We start from the raw sequence: 15,574 nt of genomic DNA on the forward strand, positions 1-15,574 counted from the left end.
CACAAAGCTCAGTTCGACTGACCGTGGCCCCAGTGGGGCCGCGTAAGCGGGAGAACGCGGTTTCTACACTTTGCCGGCTGGTCCGCCTGTCGCGCAGTTGGTTTTATGGTCACGGCGCCGGTGAGGCAGCCCGTGAAAGTCGGAAGGCGCGGCGTGCGGCACGGGACAAGGCACTGCTGGAGCGGATCAGCCATTTTTTCAAAGCCAGCAAGGGGCGCTACGGGTCCAAACGCATCCACCGGGATCCATGCGCTGACGGGGAGAGCGTCTCAGAACGTCGTGTAGCCAGAATAATGCAGGAAAACAGGATCTCAGCCGGCCCGCGCAAGCCTCGTAAGCCGGTCACCACAAACAGCAATCACCAGCTGACCCCGTCGCCGAACCTGCTGCAGCGGGCGTTTCACTGCACCACCCAGAACACCGTCTGGCTGGCCGACATCACCTATGTCGGTACCGGCGAGGGCTGGCTCTACCTGGCTGCTATCAAAAACTGAGCCATTGTCCGCCATTGGTCCGAGTACGGTGGCGCATGCGTCGCGCGAAATCGTCGGCTGGGCCATGGCCGTCACCTGCACGCTGAACTATGCTGTAACGCGCTCAGAATGGCCCTGGAATCGCGGTCCGCTCCCGGGGCTGATCCTGCATTCGGACCGCGGCGTGCAATATGCCAGTGGGGACTATCGCAAGATCATCCACCGCGCCAAGCTCATCCAATCCATGAGCCGGAAGGGCGAATGCCTCGGGTTCAAGCTGGTCCGCGCCAGCGGATCGAACGATCCGGGGGATCGTTTGAAGGCGCAGAACGCCCCGATGGAGAGCTTCTTTTCTTCGCTGAAGAAGGAGCTGGTCCATCGCCATCGGTTCGGACCCCGGGAACAGGCCAAGGCCGCTATCTTCGGGTACATCGAGGTCTTCTACGGGCCGCCAACGCCGCCATTCAGCCATCGACTACCAGACACCGGTTCAGGCGTTCACAGAGATGAGATGGGAAATGGCCGCGTATAATCAACCATCAGACTGTCCGGAAACAGAGACGAAGATCATCTGATCCTAGCGGACAGACACCGGACAAACTATAAAGTCTCTATGGCTACAGCGTTTTTATAATTTTTAGCACATCTAGTGGTGGGCGACCCTGGAATCGAACCAGGCGTGCGTCTCCGCGAGGGAGTTACAGTCCCCTGCCACACCTTGCGGCCTGTCGCCCACTGGGCGCGGAACTACCGCCGTGGACTGGAGGGGTCAAGATGAAAATCGTTGAATTTTTTTCTCCCGCAGCGCATGGGCTGGGCATGTCAAAAAAACCTGCCTGGATCATCGAAAAAGAGCGTGCCCGGAGAGACGCCGCACGCGAAACCGTGTGGCTCTTTGGGCTCCATGCGGTGCGGGACGCGCTTGAAAATCCGCGTCGGCAAAAGCTCCGTCTGGTCACGACACGCAACGCGGCCGACAGGTTGGGGGAGGCGATTTCCGCCAGCGGTATGACCCCTGAGGACGCCGATCCGCGCAAGTTTCCGGTACCCCTCGATCCCGGCTCGGTCCATCAGGGAGCGGCTCTGGAGGTGCGTCCTCTCGACTGGGGGCGGCTCGATGACATTGCCGTGGAGGGTATCGGTCCGATTATAGCCCTCGACCGTGTCACCGACCCCCATAACGTTGGCGCCATCTTACGGTCGGCGGAAGTGTTTGGCGCACGGGCTGTGATCGCGCCGGCGCGTCACTCGGCCCCGGAGACCGGTGCGCTGGCCAAGACTGCATCGGGGGCGCTGGAGCGACAGCCCTATCTCAGGATTGGCAATCTGGCCGACACCCTGATTCGGCTGAAGGACATGGGGTATCTGTGCCTCGGTCTGGATGGTGAAGCAGATCAGACGATCGAGGAAGCGGTGGCAGCATCTGGAAGCCGTCCCATCTGCCTCGTCCTCGGCGCGGAGGGGCCTGGGCTGAGAGCCCGGACCAAGGAAACCTGTGATCACCTTGTGCGGATCTCAGCTGCGGGCGGTTTCGGGTCATTGAATGTGTCAAACGCTGCTGCTGTCGCGCTCTACGCGGTGTCTCGAGGCTGAGCTATCTGAGAGCCGTATCTTAAGAGTACGGGATCGGCGCGGTTCCGCTCCCGTTTCGTTGCATTTAAAATGGGCACAAGATATCCATTCACCATCACAAGTGGATGGGTATGAGTGTGAAAATCAGAAACTGGACGGCCGTAAACGGCACGGGCCAAATCCATTTTTATGGTGGCGGACCTGACAACGACTACGATCAACTCGACAACCTCGATTTCGCATCGATCACTCGGTTTTCTCATGGACATCACGGGCGGTCCGGGGGTGGTCAGGATGTTTTCAATTTTAGCAATACCGGCAATGTCGAAGCACTTATCGTCGGGCGGATTGAAGACTTTGACTCCACGCGGGACGAGATCTGGATCGACGGCGTGCCGCTGGATCTCGGCAATCTGCCCTCCAATGTGCGTTTGGTGTCCTACAACGGCGGACATAACGATGCCGGCAGTGACCCGCAGCAATGGCTGCTAATCGAAACGGACGCTGGCGGGACGATCTTCTACGCATTGGAGGGGGCGCGGGTCGACATGACGGGCGATGGCGGCTCGAACGAAGGCAATCAGGAAATCCACTTCCTGAAAGAAGACCAACTGCCTGATTTCGCCACGCTGGAGGATGTCAGTTTCGTCGATCCGGTGAACTACGTGCCCGCCGGATTTGTTCCTGACGGGGGGCTTATCATTCATGACGATGATAAAACCGCGGCTGATGTCCTGGAGACCGTGAGCGGAACGCGCGACGGTGATTTGATCGCAGCCGGTCTGAATGATGACTATGTCGTGGCACATCGCGGAAATGACGTTGTTTGGGGCGGCTCAGGCGCCGATACGGTGATCGGAGGTGACGGCAACGACGAGCTTTATGGTGGGAACGGTGATGACCGGCTGATCGGCGGGCGTCACTCCGACCGGCTCTACGGAGAGGCCGGGGATGACTTTCTGTCCGGTGGTAAGTCCACTGACCATCTTTTTGGCGGCAGCGGGGCGGATACGCTGAATGGGGACCGGGGGAATGACCGGCTCTACGGGGGGGATGACACCGACCTTCTGACAGGCGGAGGCGAGCGGGACCGGCTCGAAGGTGGTGCCGGACGCGATGTCTTGGTGGGTGGCGGTGATGCCGACCTGTTCGTGTTTACGACCGGTGACCTGACCTTCGATAACGCAACGACGGAAGCAGGTCGTGTCGAAGCGCTGGAGCTGGTTCAGGATTTCGAGATCGGAATCGATCGCTTGCTTTTCGTCGGCTACGAGAATGCCAGTTCTCTCGCTGATCTGACCATCTGGGACGAGCAATTAGACGGGCAGGATTTCGTGGCCATTCAGATTTCCGCGACGGGGGAAGAACTGCTGCTGGCCTCCGATGGTGATCTAACGGCGGATATCCTCGCTGCAGAAAGCAACTTTATGTTCGCTTGAAAATGCGCCCGGCGGTGCTGCAGCACCCCGGGCGACTACGTCCCGCGAGAAGCCTTCTCTGTGAGGCCAGAGGTGCCTTCGCGCCGCGCCAGTTCGGTCTCAATATCGGCGAGCGTGACGTCATGGGAGGCGCACATGACCAGAAGGTGGTAGAGTACGTCCGCCGCCTCCGCGGTCAGTCGGGACCGGTCCCCCTTCACAGCCTCGATGACGGCCTCCACCGCTTCCTCGCCAAACTTCTCGGCAGTCTTTTCCGGACCTTTGGCCAGCAGTTTTGCCGTCCAGGAGCTGTTCGGATCTGAGCCTTTGCGCGCGGCGATGGTGGCGGCGAGACGGACAAGGGCGCTCATGTGAGCCTCACGGGGATGCCGGCATCGGCCATGTGCTGCTTGGCCTCTCCGATGGTGAATTCGCCGAAGTGAAAGATCGAGGCCGCGAGGACGGCAGAGGCGCCGCCTTCGGTCACACCTTCGACCAAATGGTCAAGCGTGCCCACTCCGCCCGAGGCGATCACCGGGACCGAGACCGCGTCCGAGATGGCGCGGGTCAGCGGCAGGTTAAACCCGGCCCTTGTGCCATCACGATCCATGGAGGTCAGCAGGATTTCACCCGCGCCTTTTTCGGTGACGGTGCGGGCAAACTCGACCGCGTCGATGCCGGTGGGTTTACGGCCCCCATGAGTGAAGATCTCCCAGCGACCGGGCTCAACGGTCTTGGCGTCGATAGCGACGACGATGCATTGGGAGCCAAACCGGTCCGCAGAGCGTGCGACCACGTCCGGATCCGCAACTGCGGCAGAGTTAAAGCTGACCTTGTCTGCGCCCGCGAGCAGCAGCGCGCGCACATCCTCGGGCGTGCGCACTCCACCGCCTACGGTTAGCGGCATAAAGCAAGCTTCGGCGGTGCGGGTGGCCAGATCAAACATCGTCCCACGATTCTCATGCGTTGCATGGATGTCGAGAAAGCAGAGTTCGTCCGCCCCGGCGGCGTCATAGGCCTTGGCTGCCTCGACCGGATCACCGGCATCGATGAGATCGACGAAATTGACGCCTTTGACCACGCGGCCATCGGCGACATCGAGACAGGGGATCACGCGCGTTTTCAGCATGGGGCCTCCATAGGCGAGGAATTGCGACAGGGGAAGCGGGGACGATTTTTCGCAGAAAAATCGCGCTCCCTTGCGTCAGGCGCGCAGCAGATCCAACGCAGCGCTAAGGTCGATCGCGCCTTCGTAAAGCGCCCGCCCGGAAATTGCGCCGGAAATCACGCCGGTGTCTTTCAACCGCGTCAGGTCCGCCATCGACGACACTCCGCCGGAGGCAATGACTGGGATCTCCACCGCGCGGGCCAGCGCTTCGGTCGCCTCGATATTCGGCCCTCCCATAGCGCCATCGCGGTCGATATCGGTGTAGATGATCGCCGCCACCCCCGCATCTTCGAAGCTCTTCGCCAGATCCGTGACCATCACATCGGTCTCTTCGGCCCAGCCCCGGGTCGCCACGCGACCGTTCCTCGCGTCGAGCCCGACTGCGACCTTGCCCGGAAATTCGCGCGCCGCCTCGCGCACGAGGTCAGGGTTTTCCACCGCCACGGTGCCGAGAATCACCCGTGACAGTCCCTTGTCCATCCATGCCGAGATGGTCCCCATGTCCCTGATTCCGCCGCCAAGCTGACAGGGAACCGTAACCCGCGACAGGATCGCCTCGACCGCCGCGCCATTCACTGGTTCTCCTGCAAAGGCGCCGTTCAGGTCCACCAGATGGATCCACTCGCAACCTGCCGCTTCGAATTGGGCCGCCTGCGCCGCCGGGTCGGTGCCGAACACCGTGGCCGCATCCATCTCGCCGCGCAGCAGCCGGACGCAATTTCCATCCTTCAGGTCAATGGCGGGGTAAAGGATCATGTGAAGGCTCCGTTAGGTCATCTGGTGACCTTCTGTCAGCTTCCTGTAGACTTGCCAACCATGGTGGGCCGAGATGGCGGAGGATCCGTCGCGGCAGCCAGACCAAACCGGTCTTTGGAAAGGGAGGAGACCCGCGTGAAAAAGACAATTCTTGCCGCTTTCATGTTCGCCGCATGTGCCGGCGCCGCCGCTGCTGACCCCATTGAGGGCGTGTGGCAGACCCAGCCTGATGAGGGCGCCTATGCTCATGTGACTGTTGCGCCATGTGGCGGCGCATTTTGCGGCACCATTACCCGCACCTTCAACGCTTCGGGCGAGTATGCCTCCCCCAATAAGGGCAAACAGATCGTCCGCTCCATGACCGCTCAGGGTGGCGGCAAATATACCGGCAATGTCTGGCGTCCGGCCAATAACAAGGTCTACGCCGGCAAGGCCGAGATCTCGGGCAAGCAGATGAAGCTCTCGGGCTGCGTCGCCGGGGGGTTGATCTGCAAGGCGCAGACCTGGGTTAAGATACGCTAAGTTCGCCGCAAACCGGGCACAGGCCGGAGAATTCCGGCTTGAACCCCCCGGCGGACCGTGCGAGCGCTCTCAGGACCTGAATCCGCGAGAGGTTTTCCGTATGTCCGCACATGGTGTCCCCACTCCTCTGACTGCTGTCAAATCCGGTCCGCTGACCGGAACGGCGGATGTCCCCGGCGACAAGTCGATCAGCCACCGCTCGCTGATTTTTGGTGCCATGGCAGTGGGCGAGACGCGGATTACAGGGCTTCTCGAAGGTCAGGACGTGCTCGATACGGGCCGCGCCATGCAGGCGCTCGGCGCCGAGGTGACGCGCCATGATGACGGCACGTGGACCGTGCAGGGCGTCGGCGTTGGTGGATTTTCCGAGCCGGACCACGTGATCGACTGCGGCAATTCTGGAACCGGCGTGCGGCTCTTAATGGGCGCTGTGGCTACCCACGGATTTGCCACGACCTTCACCGGCGACGCGTCCCTCAATTCGCGTCCAATGGCCCGGGTCACCGACCCGCTGGCTCTGTTCGGTGCCGAGGCCGTCGGGCGCTCGCGCGGGCGGTTGCCCCTGACACTGGTCGGCGCGTGCGAGCCCGTCCCGGTCCGCTATGCTACGCCGGTTCCCTCGGCGCAGGTGAAATCAGCCGTCCTGCTGGCAGGGCTGAACGCGCCGGGACAGACCGTCGTCATCGAAAAGGAAGCCACCCGCGACCACACCGAGCGGATGCTGGCGGGCTTCGGCGCCGAGATCTCCACCGAGGTCACAGACGAAGGCCGTGTCATCACTCTGACGGGCCAACCGGAGCTGCGACCGCAAACCATCGTGGTGCCGCGCGACCCGTCCTCCGCTGCCTTCCCGGTTTGCGCTGCGCTGATCACCGAAGGCTCCGACGTTCTGGTGCCCAATATCTGCCTCAACCCGACCCGCGCCGGGCTCTTTGAGACGCTGCGCGACATGGGCGCCGACCTGACCTACGAGAACCTCCGCGAAGAAGGGGGCGAACCCGTGGCCGACCTCCGCGCCCGCTTCTCGCCCGATATGAAGGGGATCGAGGTCCCCGCTGAGCGTGCCGCCTCTATGATCGACGAATACCCGATCCTGTCAGTGGTCGCGGCCAATGCCGAAGGGGTGACCTATATGCCCGGCGTGGCCGAACTGCGGGTCAAGGAGAGCGACCGGATCGACGCCATGGCGCGCGGGCTTGAGGCCTGCGGTGTGACTGTCGAGGAAGGCTCTGACTGGTGGAAGGTGCATGGCCGCGGCGCGGGCGGCGTGCGCGGAGGGGGCACCGTGGCTGCAAGGCTCGACCACCGCATCGCCATGTCGTTCCTCTGCCTCGGCTTTTCGGCGCAGAACACGGTGACTGTTGATGATGCAGGCCCCATCGCGACCTCCTTCCCGATCTTCCGCCCGCTGATGGAGCAACTCGGCGCGCGGTTTCAGGACAGGCAGGAGTGAGCCATGCCAGAGGGGTCCTGCCTCTGCGGTGAGATCCGCTTTCGCGTGAGCGGGCCGCTCTTGCCGGTTGTTGGCTGCCATTGTGTCCAATGTCGAAAGACCTCAGGCCATTACTGGGCGGCGACGGCAACCCGGCGGGAACTACTGGAGATTTCCGGGACGCCAAAATGGTACGAAAGCACCCCCGGCATCAAGCGGGGCTTTTGCGGCAGATGCGGTTCGAGTTTGTTCTGGGATGACGGGGGCGATCTGGTCTCGATCGCGCCGGGCGGTCTCGACGAAGGTGAGCCGCCGGCGATGGTTGGCCACATTTTTTGCGCCAGCAAAGGCAGCTATTATGAGGTCGCCGATGGCTTGCCTCAGGCCGCCGCATCCGACGAAGAGATCCTGAAAAGGGGGCGCACATGGCGTTTACCGTAGCAATTGACGGTCCGGCAGCAGCGGGCAAAGGCACCATCGCCCGCGCAATCGCCGTCGAGTTCGGCTTCCGCCATCTGGACACCGGGCTCCTCTACCGGGCCACAGGGGCTCGGGTTCTGGCGGGCGAAGATGCGATTGCCGCCGCGCGGTCGCTCCTGCCCGAGCATCTTGAGGCCGATGGCCTGCGCAATGAGAAGGTCGCGGAGGCCGCGTCACAAGTTGCCGCTCTGCCCGAGGTTCGGGAGGCTCTGGTGGCGTTCCAGCGGCGCTTTGCGCGATTCGAGCCCGGAGCGGTCCTAGACGGGCGGGATATTGGCACGGTGATTTGTCCCGAGGCGGAGGTGAAGCTCTTTGTCACCGCCTCCGCCGAGACACGCGCCGCTCGCCGCCACGCGGAACTCGGCGGGGACTACGAGGTGGTACTAGAGGATGTGCGCCGCCGCGACGCCCGTGACATGGGCCGCGCCGACGCGCCCCTGCGCCCGGCAGATGACGCTGTCCTGCTCGATACAACCGAGATGAGCATCGACGACGCCGTCAAGGTCGCCCGTGCTGCCGTGTTAGTAAAGCTCTGAAATGGGGCACTATCGACGGCAAAAGAGCCTTGTACCCGGTGCGATGACGGACTAAATCCCGTCAAGAGGGCTGTCACCACGGGCTCTCACGAAAAGGCGAGTTGGCGGAGTGGTGACGCAGCGGATTGCAAATCCGTGTACACCGGTTCGATTCCGGTACTCGCCTCCATTTATTTTTAAGCACTTAGCGGATTTTTCGCTTCAGCTTGAAATCGCGTCTAAGCAAATGTCTAAACATTCTGTTTTTGTTCTGTTCGTTTGTCGGACCAAGAACGGGGTGTGGCGTTATGGCTTTTTGCGGCGACTTTGGGCTTCGATTGCCCGCACGCGCTGACGGATTTGCTGGGTGTAGTGTGCGACCATCTTGGGGCTTTGCCCGGTGACTGCGGCCACCAGTTCGTCGTTGCACCCCGCTTCGACCAGTTCGCAGGCCGCGTTGTAGCGCCAACTGTGAATGTCGAAGTCCAGCGCCCCGATGTCTTCCCTGATTTTCCGAATGGCCTGCGAAGCGCCGCGATATGACCAGCGATTGGTCGCGCGGTGATTTGTCAGCATAAACAGTGACCGGCGTGGTGCCGCGTCCAGCGCTTCCTGAAGCGCGGGCACGATGGGTACCCAAAGCCGTTTCCCGGTCTTATTCTGTTTGACCGTGATTCCCCCGTCCTGAATGTCGCCCCACCGCATTTCCAGCACATCACCGATGCGCTGGCCGGACCCAAGGCACAACTCCATCAGCAGGCGTTCGCGGGTGCCAAGGGGGGCTGCTTCGCGGAAGTCGTCTATCAGGCTTTGCGGCCATGGCAGGCGTGGGTCAGTGTCCACCTTCAGCAGCGACACGCCCTTGGCGGGGTTATCAGTACGCCACCCAAGATCGATGCAGTGTTCCATCAGGATGCGGATGACCTTCACCGCGTAGTTCGCGAAGTACGGCTTTTCAGCGTTCTGGTCGCGCAGGCGGATCACATCCTTGCGCTGCAGGTTGGCCGGGTTCAGTGGCCCAAACCGTTCGTCAATAAAGGCGGTGTATTTGTCGTAATCCATCGCTGTGCGCGGCTTCAAATTCCGATAGCGTGGCGACTTGTGGTAGCTGCGAATGAGCGCGGAAAAGCTGCGGCGCAGGACTTTGGGCTGTTCGTCACCCTTCAGGATGGCGGCATATTCGGCCCAAAATTCAGGGGTTCCGAAATCCGCTTTGATCTTTTGCGAGGGCCACCCGCGCCGTTGAAAATAAAGCCCATTGCGTTGTCGGTATATGAATTTAGGAAGCTCCCGCTTTGTCATATCGCATATCCACTTTGTCAAATTCCGAAAGGTTTTCCGGTGCCGTTTCTAATTCTAACTCGATTCGTTTTCCCTCGATCACCACGCGCTTGACAACCCGCCCTTCGGCTTCGAAGGCTTTCAGGTAGTTCAGGGCTTTCTTTTCGGCTGTCATGGCTGGCATGGCGCGTCCCCTTCCAGCGGGCCGCGTGGCACCTCGTTCCAGTGCTGTCCGTCCAGTGATCGCCCTGCGGCATTCCTTTGAATTGCGGTGCGTCCCCATTGCTCGGCTGCGGCGGCGGCGATGCCGGGGAAGGTCGCGCTGCGGATCTTCCAGCGGTCTGGCCCGGGCGATGCACGATGGATCGCTGACCAGCGCTTATGGTCTTCGGTGCCGCTTTTCGGCGGTGTCAGGCGGTTTGTGGCCGTCAGCGGCGGCAGCCCGTGCAGATAGAAGCTCGTGGCCTTGAAGGCCCGGTCTCCAAACCACCATGGCTGGACGGTCTGCGCGGGCGGGCAGTAGTTCTCGATCCGTGCCTTCGCGTGCTTATGCATCACCGGATTCTCCACCGCCCGCAGGGGGATCGGCGCATTCCAGCAAGCCGAGAACAGCGCCGCACCTTCATCGAGTTCGGCCCACATGTGATCGAGGCTGCGACCACGCGGAGGCACATGAAGCCAGCGCACGCCGCTGTTACACAGCCGGGTGCAAGGCGGGTGCATGACGCACAGGAGATCCCAGAAGGGGTCCTGCATCAGGTGCCGGATATCGTCCCGGATATGGCGGTTGCTGGGCCGGTCCGGCGGCAGGATGTCACAGGAAAAGGCATTGAAGCCTCGTGCAAGAAACGCCTCTCGCATGGTCCCGGAGGTCTCGCATCCGATCAGAACGTTGATGTCAGCAGGGTCGATCATGGCGGGTTCCGGTGATCAGAAAAAAGGCCGGCGGGACGCAGGGAGGAGGTCGCCCCGCCGGAGGGAACCGGTGCCGGGAGGAGAGTGGCGCCGGTGTTCTTGTGTCAGTCAGTTGACATCACATGACCTGCGTCGGGGCTGTCGGGCTGGGTCAGTATCTGCAGAGGCGTCAGATCGCTGTGGAGAACGGTCGCGGCGTAGAGCACCACCAGAACGATGAGCATGATGCCGGTGGCGCAGGGACCTGCGGCGACCAGTGCGATGCCGTCCCGCAGGTCCTCGAGGCTGGCCTGCCGACTGATATCGACGGTCCAATCATCGGCCATGGGTATGCCTCCCCACAAAGTCGGAGAACGTCTCAGCGCGAGCGATGCAGGCGCAGGCGATTTCGAGATCCTCGTCGGTCTGCGCCCGCTCTTTCATGAGGCGCGCGTAGCAGAGCGGAACATATGCCATGTGCGGACGCTCATTGCCCTCGCAGGCGAGAAGGATGTTTGTGAATGCAGCCTGATAGGTCGGGCGATCACCGCCGTCCGGCAGCCGATCGAGGGCTCGGATCATGCTGGCCGCGATTGTCTGTGCGAGAACCTCAGGTGGCATGAACTGGCGGGGAGAAGCCGTCAGCATGTGGCCCTCCCATCTTGAGAGGGGACCGGCTTGATCGTGAGAGGGCCGGTCGCGAGAATGCCGTGCTGGCGCTGTAAGGCGCTGCGGATCGCGACGCTCAAGCGACGCTGCGGGGTGGCCTTGTCGAGTAGGATCACCAGCTCGCCGGGCTTTCCGGAGGGTGTGCGGTATCGGGCGGCGTATCGCCCGAGATGGGTGACGGGGCTCATTGGGCGCCCTCAACAGCAGAGCGGGCCACCAGACGGAAGTTCCAGTCCTCACCACGCGCACGGGCGCGTTTCTCCAGCGTCTCAGCCTGAGACCGGCTGCCGCTCCAGGCGTAGGCGCTGGTGCCGGTCAGGCCCGCACCGCTCAGGTGGAGAAACTTCCCGGTGATGCGATCGATCAGCCGGTAGGTTTTCGGCGCGCCAAGGTGGAAAGGAACGCCGCTATGGCGCGGACGCACGGGCGGCAAGGCGGTGTGATCGAAATCCATAAGTGTGCTCCCAACAATGAACCGCGATCTGCCTGAGGCATCTTCGGCGGATGGGAACTTGATAATAAGGGACTTATGTCCCTGTCAATACGAATAAGAGACAAATGTCCCTGATGTCTTTAGATGTTGCCAGGGTGCATGTGGTGGCCATTCATGCAACCATCAGGTTGCATAACACCGAAGTGTTCTTTAATTGTTCCGACGGGGTTATTCGAGGGGCAGGGTTCGTGTCGAAGAGTTCCGATGCATTTCATCCAGATGATGTAGCGAAGAAACTAGCAGAGATTATCGATCAGACCGATCCCGCGACTCGATCTGAGCTCTTGCGGCATTTCGCAGAAACTGAAGCTCTTCAGGTTGCAATTGGTGCAGAAGGGAGAGCAATTCAACGTCTTGATCTGCTTTGTCGCCGTTGACGAACTGGTCTATCGTTTTGCCGAAATGCCGCGCGATACGTATCGCGTCTTCGACATTTGTCGTCGCAGTGTCGCGTTGCTTTAACTTTTTCAGTTGCTCGTAAGAAACCCCGGATCCTTTCGACACGGAAGATAGAGAGTCTCCGGTCTGGCTCAGCGCCTCTAGAAATGCATTTCGGAACGTTCTTTCCATGATTGGACTATAGTCCCTAAGGTTGGTGCGTCGCATCAGGACAAAAGGCCCTTGACAGATTGGGACAAAAGTCCCCAATTGTGCGGCATGCTGACCGATCTCATCATTACGTTCATCGAGGAGCAGTCACGGAGGCGCGGCATCGCGCCAGCAACCTTCTGTGGCATGTCGGTGGGGAACAATCGCGTCTACCGTACATTGAAAGCGGGCGGGACCTGCACGCTCGATGTTGTCGAGCGCATGACAGTTTGGGCTCGGGACAACGAGCCAAGAGTTGTCGGGTCTGAGGTCGAGCCATGACCGGAAATCTGGCTCAATCGTCCTCATCGGATAGTCTGCGTTTCAGTTCGATTTTCATCGGCGCTTCGCTCCGGGGTGGTCTGTGATGTTGCAACGCCATCATAGCCCGATCGCTCTGGACAAATCTTGTCCAGAAATCGCGCGAAACCCCATGCCTGTTGAAACGGATCAGACAGATCTGTCTGTGAGCCCGTCTGACCTGCAGGAGGTCGCCCGGCTGCGATTCGCAAACATGCTGCGCGCGTTGTTCCCGGAGGCGTCCGATGCCGAGGTCGCGCGGGCCTGTGCTGCGTATCTCGGATGCTCCCCCAAGACCGTCGAACGCTGGCTGGCACTGGAAACCGGGGCCTCGTTCGAAGCAGTGTTCGCGCTGGGGTGTCGGTTTGGGGTGTTCCGCACCGCCGAGCTGCTGACGCTCGGGCAAAGCCGTCACTCGGTTATGGCGCTGATCGGCAGGAGGGTGTTCCGTGCTCGACGGTAGCGACTTCACCTGGGTGCTCTATTCCGACGTTTCCGATGTGGCGGCGGATGTGCTGGTGTCGCGCGGGCGCCTGTGGGTGCTGAACACGCTCCTGCACTTCGCGGGCGGGTTCATCGGGATGATCCTGTCCTTCGGGTTTCCGGCGCTGGTGCGCCCCATGCTGGTGCTCCTCGGGGGCTACGTGGTGCTGCAAGGCGTCCAGCTCGTCTACTCTCCCGGCGATATCTGGAAGCTGGTGTCTGACAGCTTTGTCGATCTCCTCGCCCCGCTCTTCGGCATGGCGAGTGCGTGGTCGATCATGATGATGGAGGCGCGGCGCGATGCGTGACCTTCCGGATCCGACCGCCCCGGCAGATGCCGAGTGGGTGCCATATGGCCAGCATCCGGACGACACGCCCGATTGGCTGTGCCCGATCGCCTGCCGGAACCTCTGGATCAAGATCCTCGCGGATTTCTGGGATGCGAGTTTCAACCCGAAAGGCTTTCGGGTCTCGCAGGGTCAGCATGTTGAGCGTGAGGCGGTTCTGCGCTGGTTTGGTACAGATGATTTCGGCGAAGTCTGCATGCTGGCAGGCTTCGATCCCGTCGCAATTCTTCAAAGCTGGCGGCGGCACCAGAAGGTCTATGAGCAGACCGGGGTGCGCCCTGCCTTTGCCTCTTCGCACCGAAAGCGGGCCTATGGGTAAGCGCAGCGCATATCCGCGGCGCAGGCTCGACTGCTATGACACGCCGCCTGAGGCGGTGGTCCCGCTGATCGGACATCTGGCACCCGGTGTGCGCTATTGGGAGCCTTGCGCGGGTTCCGGCGCGCTTCTTACTGCTCTGGCTGGGCATGCGATGTGCGTGGGTGCGACTGACATCGAGCCGCGTAGTCGTCTTGTGCGTCGCGCGGCGGCGGAGGCGCTGACGGCGCGGCGGATCGCCAAGGCAGGCCCGGAGACCTTCATCACGAACCCGCCCTATCCTTCGAACGGCTCCAAAGGCGAGCCCACGCTCGGCCTGATCCGGCATCTGGCCGCGATCCTGCCTACGTGGATGCTGCTGCCCTTCGATTTCACCGCGAACCAGTACTTCGCCAGCGTGGCGCCGATCTGCGCCAAGATCCTGCCGATCGGCCGCGTCTCGTGGATGTTCAATGGCAAGGGCGGAAACGAGAACTCCGCCTGGGTGCTGTTTGACGCCGCCCATGTCGGCCCGACCCGGTTCTTTGCCCGACAGCATTGCGAACGGAGGGTGTGTCATGGGGTTTAAACCCGTTCGACATGCGAGTGGACAGAGCCGCGTTCAGTGCATCTGCGACGATTGCGGACGCGAAGAAGTCGTCTGCGCAGATTTCCAGAACAGAAACGGCTTTGCGAAGCAGGCTGTCCCTAAGCTTCAGAAAATCGGTTGGGCCTATGTGTCCAGACGGCTGCGGTGCCTCTCTTGCGAGGCCAAGCGAAAGGCAAATCATATGAAGGACAAGGTCGAAACCGTTGTTGAGAAGCCCGACGCGCCGAAAGAGCCCTCACGCGCGCAAAAGCGAGAGATCATTCTGTGGCTGGGCGAAGCCTATGACGCCGCCAAAGGATGCTACGTCGCCGGGGAAACCGATCACACCGTGGCGGAAACGCTGAATGTCATGCCGGGCTGGGTTGTAAATATCCGGGAAGAATTCTTCGGACCAGATGGAAGCAACGAAGATCTCGCCGCTTTGAAGCAGGACATCGCCGCGCAGATCACCGCGGTTGAGGCGTTCCAGAAAGACCTGCAGGCCCGGCTGTTGCAGATCGGTTCCGATCTCGGCGGCATGAAAGCCCTGCGCGACCGTCTGGCGAAGATCGAGCAAGCGGTCGGGCCGCGCGTGATGAAGAGGGTCAGCTGATGGGCGCGCTCGTGGCAATCAATGGTCCGGTCGATGCGAATGATCTCCCGGAGTATCCGCTGGATGAAGACGATAACCTGTCCGGTCATACGTTCATCGCCTGGGACATTGATGACTGGCTCTATTCGGACATGCGGTCAAAGGGGACTGAGGAGTGTCGGGCGCTGTATTTCGACCTCATTGTGCTCTCGCAGAAGCAAAAGCCGGTCGGCACGCTGCCCCGCGATATGGAGAGTCTCGCCAAGTGGCTTTCTGTCGAGACCTCGCGGTTCACGCGGCTCTGCGATATGGAATACGGCCCCCTGCACAGATGGACCCGCTGCCGCTGCGGGTCCGAGATCCGTCTGATGCACCCGAGGGTGACGAAGATGGTTCTGGAGGCACTGAGCCGCAAGCACGCGAACCGGGCGCGGAACGACGCGGCGAATGCCAGCAAGCGCAAGGAACGGCTCAGGATTACCGTGGCTCAGTATCACGCCGATCTGGCAAAGAACGACGCCGCCATACTCTGGATGGATGAATATCTGGTGGAGAAAGGCGTCGGCTATCGGACCGCGAAGTGGATCGAAAAAGCCATCGGCGCATGGTCTGCCCACATGATGGAATTGCGGGGCGCGCGGCCTCGCTGAGATTGGCAACAGAATTTCCCGAAATGGCAACACGACACTTTTGGACAGTCTTGGAAA

General features: G+C 61.4%; 25 protein-coding genes and 2 tRNA genes. 17 read left to right on the plus strand and 10 right to left on the minus strand.

Features of this window, described 5'->3' with window-relative positions:
• A partial coding sequence (locus tag FEV53_RS13370; protein WP_142835327.1) for an IS3 family transposase occupies positions 1-494 on the plus strand: 494 nt, incomplete at its 5' end.
• A gap of 4 nt (positions 495-498) precedes the next feature.
• On the plus strand, positions 499-1,005 hold the full coding sequence (locus tag FEV53_RS13375) for an IS3 family transposase (RefSeq protein WP_221931620.1): 507 nt from the start codon (positions 499-501) through the stop codon (positions 1,003-1,005).
• Between the two features lie 118 nt (positions 1,006-1,123).
• On the opposite strand, the gene FEV53_RS20905 is transcribed toward FEV53_RS13375, so the two are convergent.
• A tRNA-Tyr gene (locus tag FEV53_RS20905) sits at positions 1,124-1,207 on the minus strand.
• A gap of 85 nt (positions 1,208-1,292) precedes the next feature.
• Here FEV53_RS20905 and rlmB point away from each other — a divergent pair.
• Together rlmB and FEV53_RS13385 are read left to right on the plus strand one after the other, a co-directional pair.
• Positions 1,293-2,066 carry a 23S rRNA (guanosine(2251)-2'-O)-methyltransferase RlmB gene (gene rlmB, locus FEV53_RS13380; protein ID WP_142835329.1) on the plus strand — a complete coding sequence of 258 codons (774 nt, stop codon included), beginning with the start codon at positions 1,293-1,295 and terminating at the stop codon, positions 2,064-2,066.
• 110 nt (positions 2,067-2,176) lie between these two features.
• Positions 2,177-3,484 carry a calcium-binding protein gene (locus FEV53_RS13385; protein ID WP_185962207.1) on the plus strand — a complete coding sequence of 436 codons (1,308 nt, stop codon included), beginning with the start codon at positions 2,177-2,179 and terminating at the stop codon, positions 3,482-3,484.
• A 35-nt stretch (positions 3,485-3,519) separates the two neighbouring features.
• On the opposite strand, the gene FEV53_RS13390 is transcribed toward FEV53_RS13385, so the two are convergent.
• The 3 genes from FEV53_RS13390 to hisA all read right to left on the minus strand — a co-directional run bounded on the left by FEV53_RS13390 (position 3,520) and on the right by hisA (position 5,387).
• Positions 3,520-3,834: a phosphoribosyl-ATP diphosphatase gene (locus tag FEV53_RS13390; RefSeq protein ID WP_142835331.1), complete on the minus strand. Its 315-nt coding sequence runs from the start codon at positions 3,832-3,834 to the stop codon at positions 3,520-3,522.
• Entirely contained in the window at positions 3,831-4,592 is a 762-nt protein-coding gene (gene hisF, locus FEV53_RS13395) for an imidazole glycerol phosphate synthase subunit HisF (RefSeq protein ID WP_142835332.1), read from the minus strand. The genes FEV53_RS13390 and hisF overlap by 4 nt, the downstream gene beginning before the upstream one ends.
• A 75-nt stretch (positions 4,593-4,667) precedes the next feature.
• Positions 4,668-5,387 (minus strand): 1-(5-phosphoribosyl)-5-[(5-phosphoribosylamino)methylideneamino]imidazole-4-carboxamide isomerase, encoded by a 720-nt coding sequence (gene hisA, locus FEV53_RS13400; protein ID WP_142835333.1) that lies wholly within the window; start codon positions 5,385-5,387, stop codon positions 4,668-4,670.
• Positions 5,388-5,522: 135 nt separating this feature from the next.
• Here hisA and FEV53_RS13405 point away from each other — a divergent pair, with 135 nt between their 5' ends.
• From FEV53_RS13405 to FEV53_RS13425, 5 genes are all read left to right on the plus strand, one after another.
• The gene (locus FEV53_RS13405; protein WP_425465487.1) at positions 5,523-5,909 is read left to right on the plus strand and encodes a DUF2147 domain-containing protein; all 387 of its coding nucleotides are present in this window, start codon (positions 5,523-5,525) and stop codon (positions 5,907-5,909) included.
• A 100-nt stretch (positions 5,910-6,009) separates the two neighbouring features.
• The gene (gene aroA, locus FEV53_RS13410) at positions 6,010-7,362 is read left to right on the plus strand and encodes a 3-phosphoshikimate 1-carboxyvinyltransferase (RefSeq protein WP_142835334.1); all 1,353 of its coding nucleotides are present in this window, start codon (positions 6,010-6,012) and stop codon (positions 7,360-7,362) included.
• 3 nt (positions 7,363-7,365) lie between these two features.
• On the plus strand, positions 7,366-7,782 hold the full coding sequence (locus FEV53_RS13415) for a GFA family protein (protein WP_142835335.1): 417 nt from the start codon (positions 7,366-7,368) through the stop codon (positions 7,780-7,782).
• The gene (locus FEV53_RS13420) at positions 7,767-8,357 is read left to right on the plus strand and encodes a (d)CMP kinase (protein WP_142835336.1); all 591 of its coding nucleotides are present in this window, start codon (positions 7,767-7,769) and stop codon (positions 8,355-8,357) included. Before FEV53_RS13415 ends, FEV53_RS13420 begins: the two co-directional genes overlap by 16 nt.
• A 95-nt stretch (positions 8,358-8,452) precedes the next feature.
• Positions 8,453-8,526: transfer RNA gene (locus tag FEV53_RS13425), tRNA-Cys, on the plus strand.
• A gap of 116 nt (positions 8,527-8,642) precedes the next feature.
• On the opposite strand, the gene FEV53_RS13430 is transcribed toward FEV53_RS13425, so the two are convergent.
• The 6 genes from FEV53_RS13430 to FEV53_RS13455 all read right to left on the minus strand — a co-directional run bounded on the left by FEV53_RS13430 (position 8,643) and on the right by FEV53_RS13455 (position 11,634).
• Positions 8,643-9,638, minus strand: coding sequence for a tyrosine-type recombinase/integrase (locus FEV53_RS13430; protein WP_142835337.1), 996 nt, complete (start codon positions 9,636-9,638; stop codon positions 8,643-8,645).
• On the minus strand, positions 9,616-9,801 hold the full coding sequence (locus FEV53_RS13435) for a hypothetical protein (RefSeq protein ID WP_142835338.1): 186 nt from the start codon (positions 9,799-9,801) through the stop codon (positions 9,616-9,618). Before FEV53_RS13435 ends, FEV53_RS13430 begins: the two co-directional genes overlap by 23 nt.
• Positions 9,789-10,532, minus strand: a complete 744-nt coding sequence (locus tag FEV53_RS13440) for a hypothetical protein (protein ID WP_246100820.1) — start codon at positions 10,530-10,532, stop codon at positions 9,789-9,791. The genes FEV53_RS13435 and FEV53_RS13440 overlap by 13 nt, the downstream gene beginning before the upstream one ends.
• Before the next feature lie 104 nt (positions 10,533-10,636).
• The gene (locus FEV53_RS13445) at positions 10,637-10,858 is read right to left on the minus strand and encodes a hypothetical protein (RefSeq protein ID WP_142835339.1); all 222 of its coding nucleotides are present in this window, start codon (positions 10,856-10,858) and stop codon (positions 10,637-10,639) included.
• Positions 10,848-11,159, minus strand: a complete 312-nt coding sequence (locus FEV53_RS13450; RefSeq protein ID WP_142835340.1) for a hypothetical protein — start codon at positions 11,157-11,159, stop codon at positions 10,848-10,850. Before FEV53_RS13450 ends, FEV53_RS13445 begins: the two co-directional genes overlap by 11 nt.
• Before the next feature lie 205 nt (positions 11,160-11,364).
• Positions 11,365-11,634 carry a hypothetical protein gene (locus FEV53_RS13455; RefSeq protein ID WP_142835341.1) on the minus strand — a complete coding sequence of 90 codons (270 nt, stop codon included), beginning with the start codon at positions 11,632-11,634 and terminating at the stop codon, positions 11,365-11,367.
• A gap of 104 nt (positions 11,635-11,738) precedes the next feature.
• Between FEV53_RS13455 and FEV53_RS21245 the strand changes: the two genes are divergently transcribed.
• The 8 genes from FEV53_RS21245 to FEV53_RS13495 all read left to right on the plus strand — a co-directional run bounded on the left by FEV53_RS21245 (position 11,739) and on the right by FEV53_RS13495 (position 15,517).
• Positions 11,739-12,050 (plus strand): hypothetical protein, encoded by a 312-nt coding sequence (locus FEV53_RS21245; protein WP_142835342.1) that lies wholly within the window; start codon positions 11,739-11,741, stop codon positions 12,048-12,050.
• Between the two features lie 280 nt (positions 12,051-12,330).
• Entirely contained in the window at positions 12,331-12,543 is a 213-nt protein-coding gene (locus FEV53_RS13465) for a hypothetical protein (RefSeq protein ID WP_142835343.1), read from the plus strand.
• A 151-nt stretch (positions 12,544-12,694) separates the two neighbouring features.
• The gene (locus FEV53_RS13470) at positions 12,695-13,024 is read left to right on the plus strand and encodes a hypothetical protein (protein WP_142835344.1); all 330 of its coding nucleotides are present in this window, start codon (positions 12,695-12,697) and stop codon (positions 13,022-13,024) included.
• Positions 13,011-13,352 (plus strand): hypothetical protein, encoded by a 342-nt coding sequence (locus tag FEV53_RS13475; RefSeq protein ID WP_142835345.1) that lies wholly within the window; start codon positions 13,011-13,013, stop codon positions 13,350-13,352. The genes FEV53_RS13470 and FEV53_RS13475 overlap by 14 nt, the downstream gene beginning before the upstream one ends.
• Entirely contained in the window at positions 13,345-13,710 is a 366-nt protein-coding gene (locus FEV53_RS13480) for a hypothetical protein (RefSeq protein WP_142835346.1), read from the plus strand. Before FEV53_RS13475 ends, FEV53_RS13480 begins: the two co-directional genes overlap by 8 nt.
• Positions 13,703-14,275 (plus strand): class I SAM-dependent methyltransferase, encoded by a 573-nt coding sequence (locus tag FEV53_RS13485; RefSeq protein ID WP_142835347.1) that lies wholly within the window; start codon positions 13,703-13,705, stop codon positions 14,273-14,275. Before FEV53_RS13480 ends, FEV53_RS13485 begins: the two co-directional genes overlap by 8 nt.
• Before the next feature lie 202 nt (positions 14,276-14,477).
• The gene (locus tag FEV53_RS13490) at positions 14,478-14,888 is read left to right on the plus strand and encodes a hypothetical protein (RefSeq protein ID WP_246100821.1); all 411 of its coding nucleotides are present in this window, start codon (positions 14,478-14,480) and stop codon (positions 14,886-14,888) included.
• Positions 14,888-15,517 (plus strand): hypothetical protein, encoded by a 630-nt coding sequence (locus FEV53_RS13495; protein ID WP_246100822.1) that lies wholly within the window; start codon positions 14,888-14,890, stop codon positions 15,515-15,517. Before FEV53_RS13490 ends, FEV53_RS13495 begins: the two co-directional genes overlap by 1 nt.
• Positions 15,518-15,574 lie beyond the last annotated feature (57 nt).

The organism is Palleronia caenipelagi, assembly GCF_007004065.1.
Lineage (GTDB): Bacteria > Pseudomonadota > Alphaproteobacteria > Rhodobacterales > Rhodobacteraceae > Palleronia > Palleronia caenipelagi.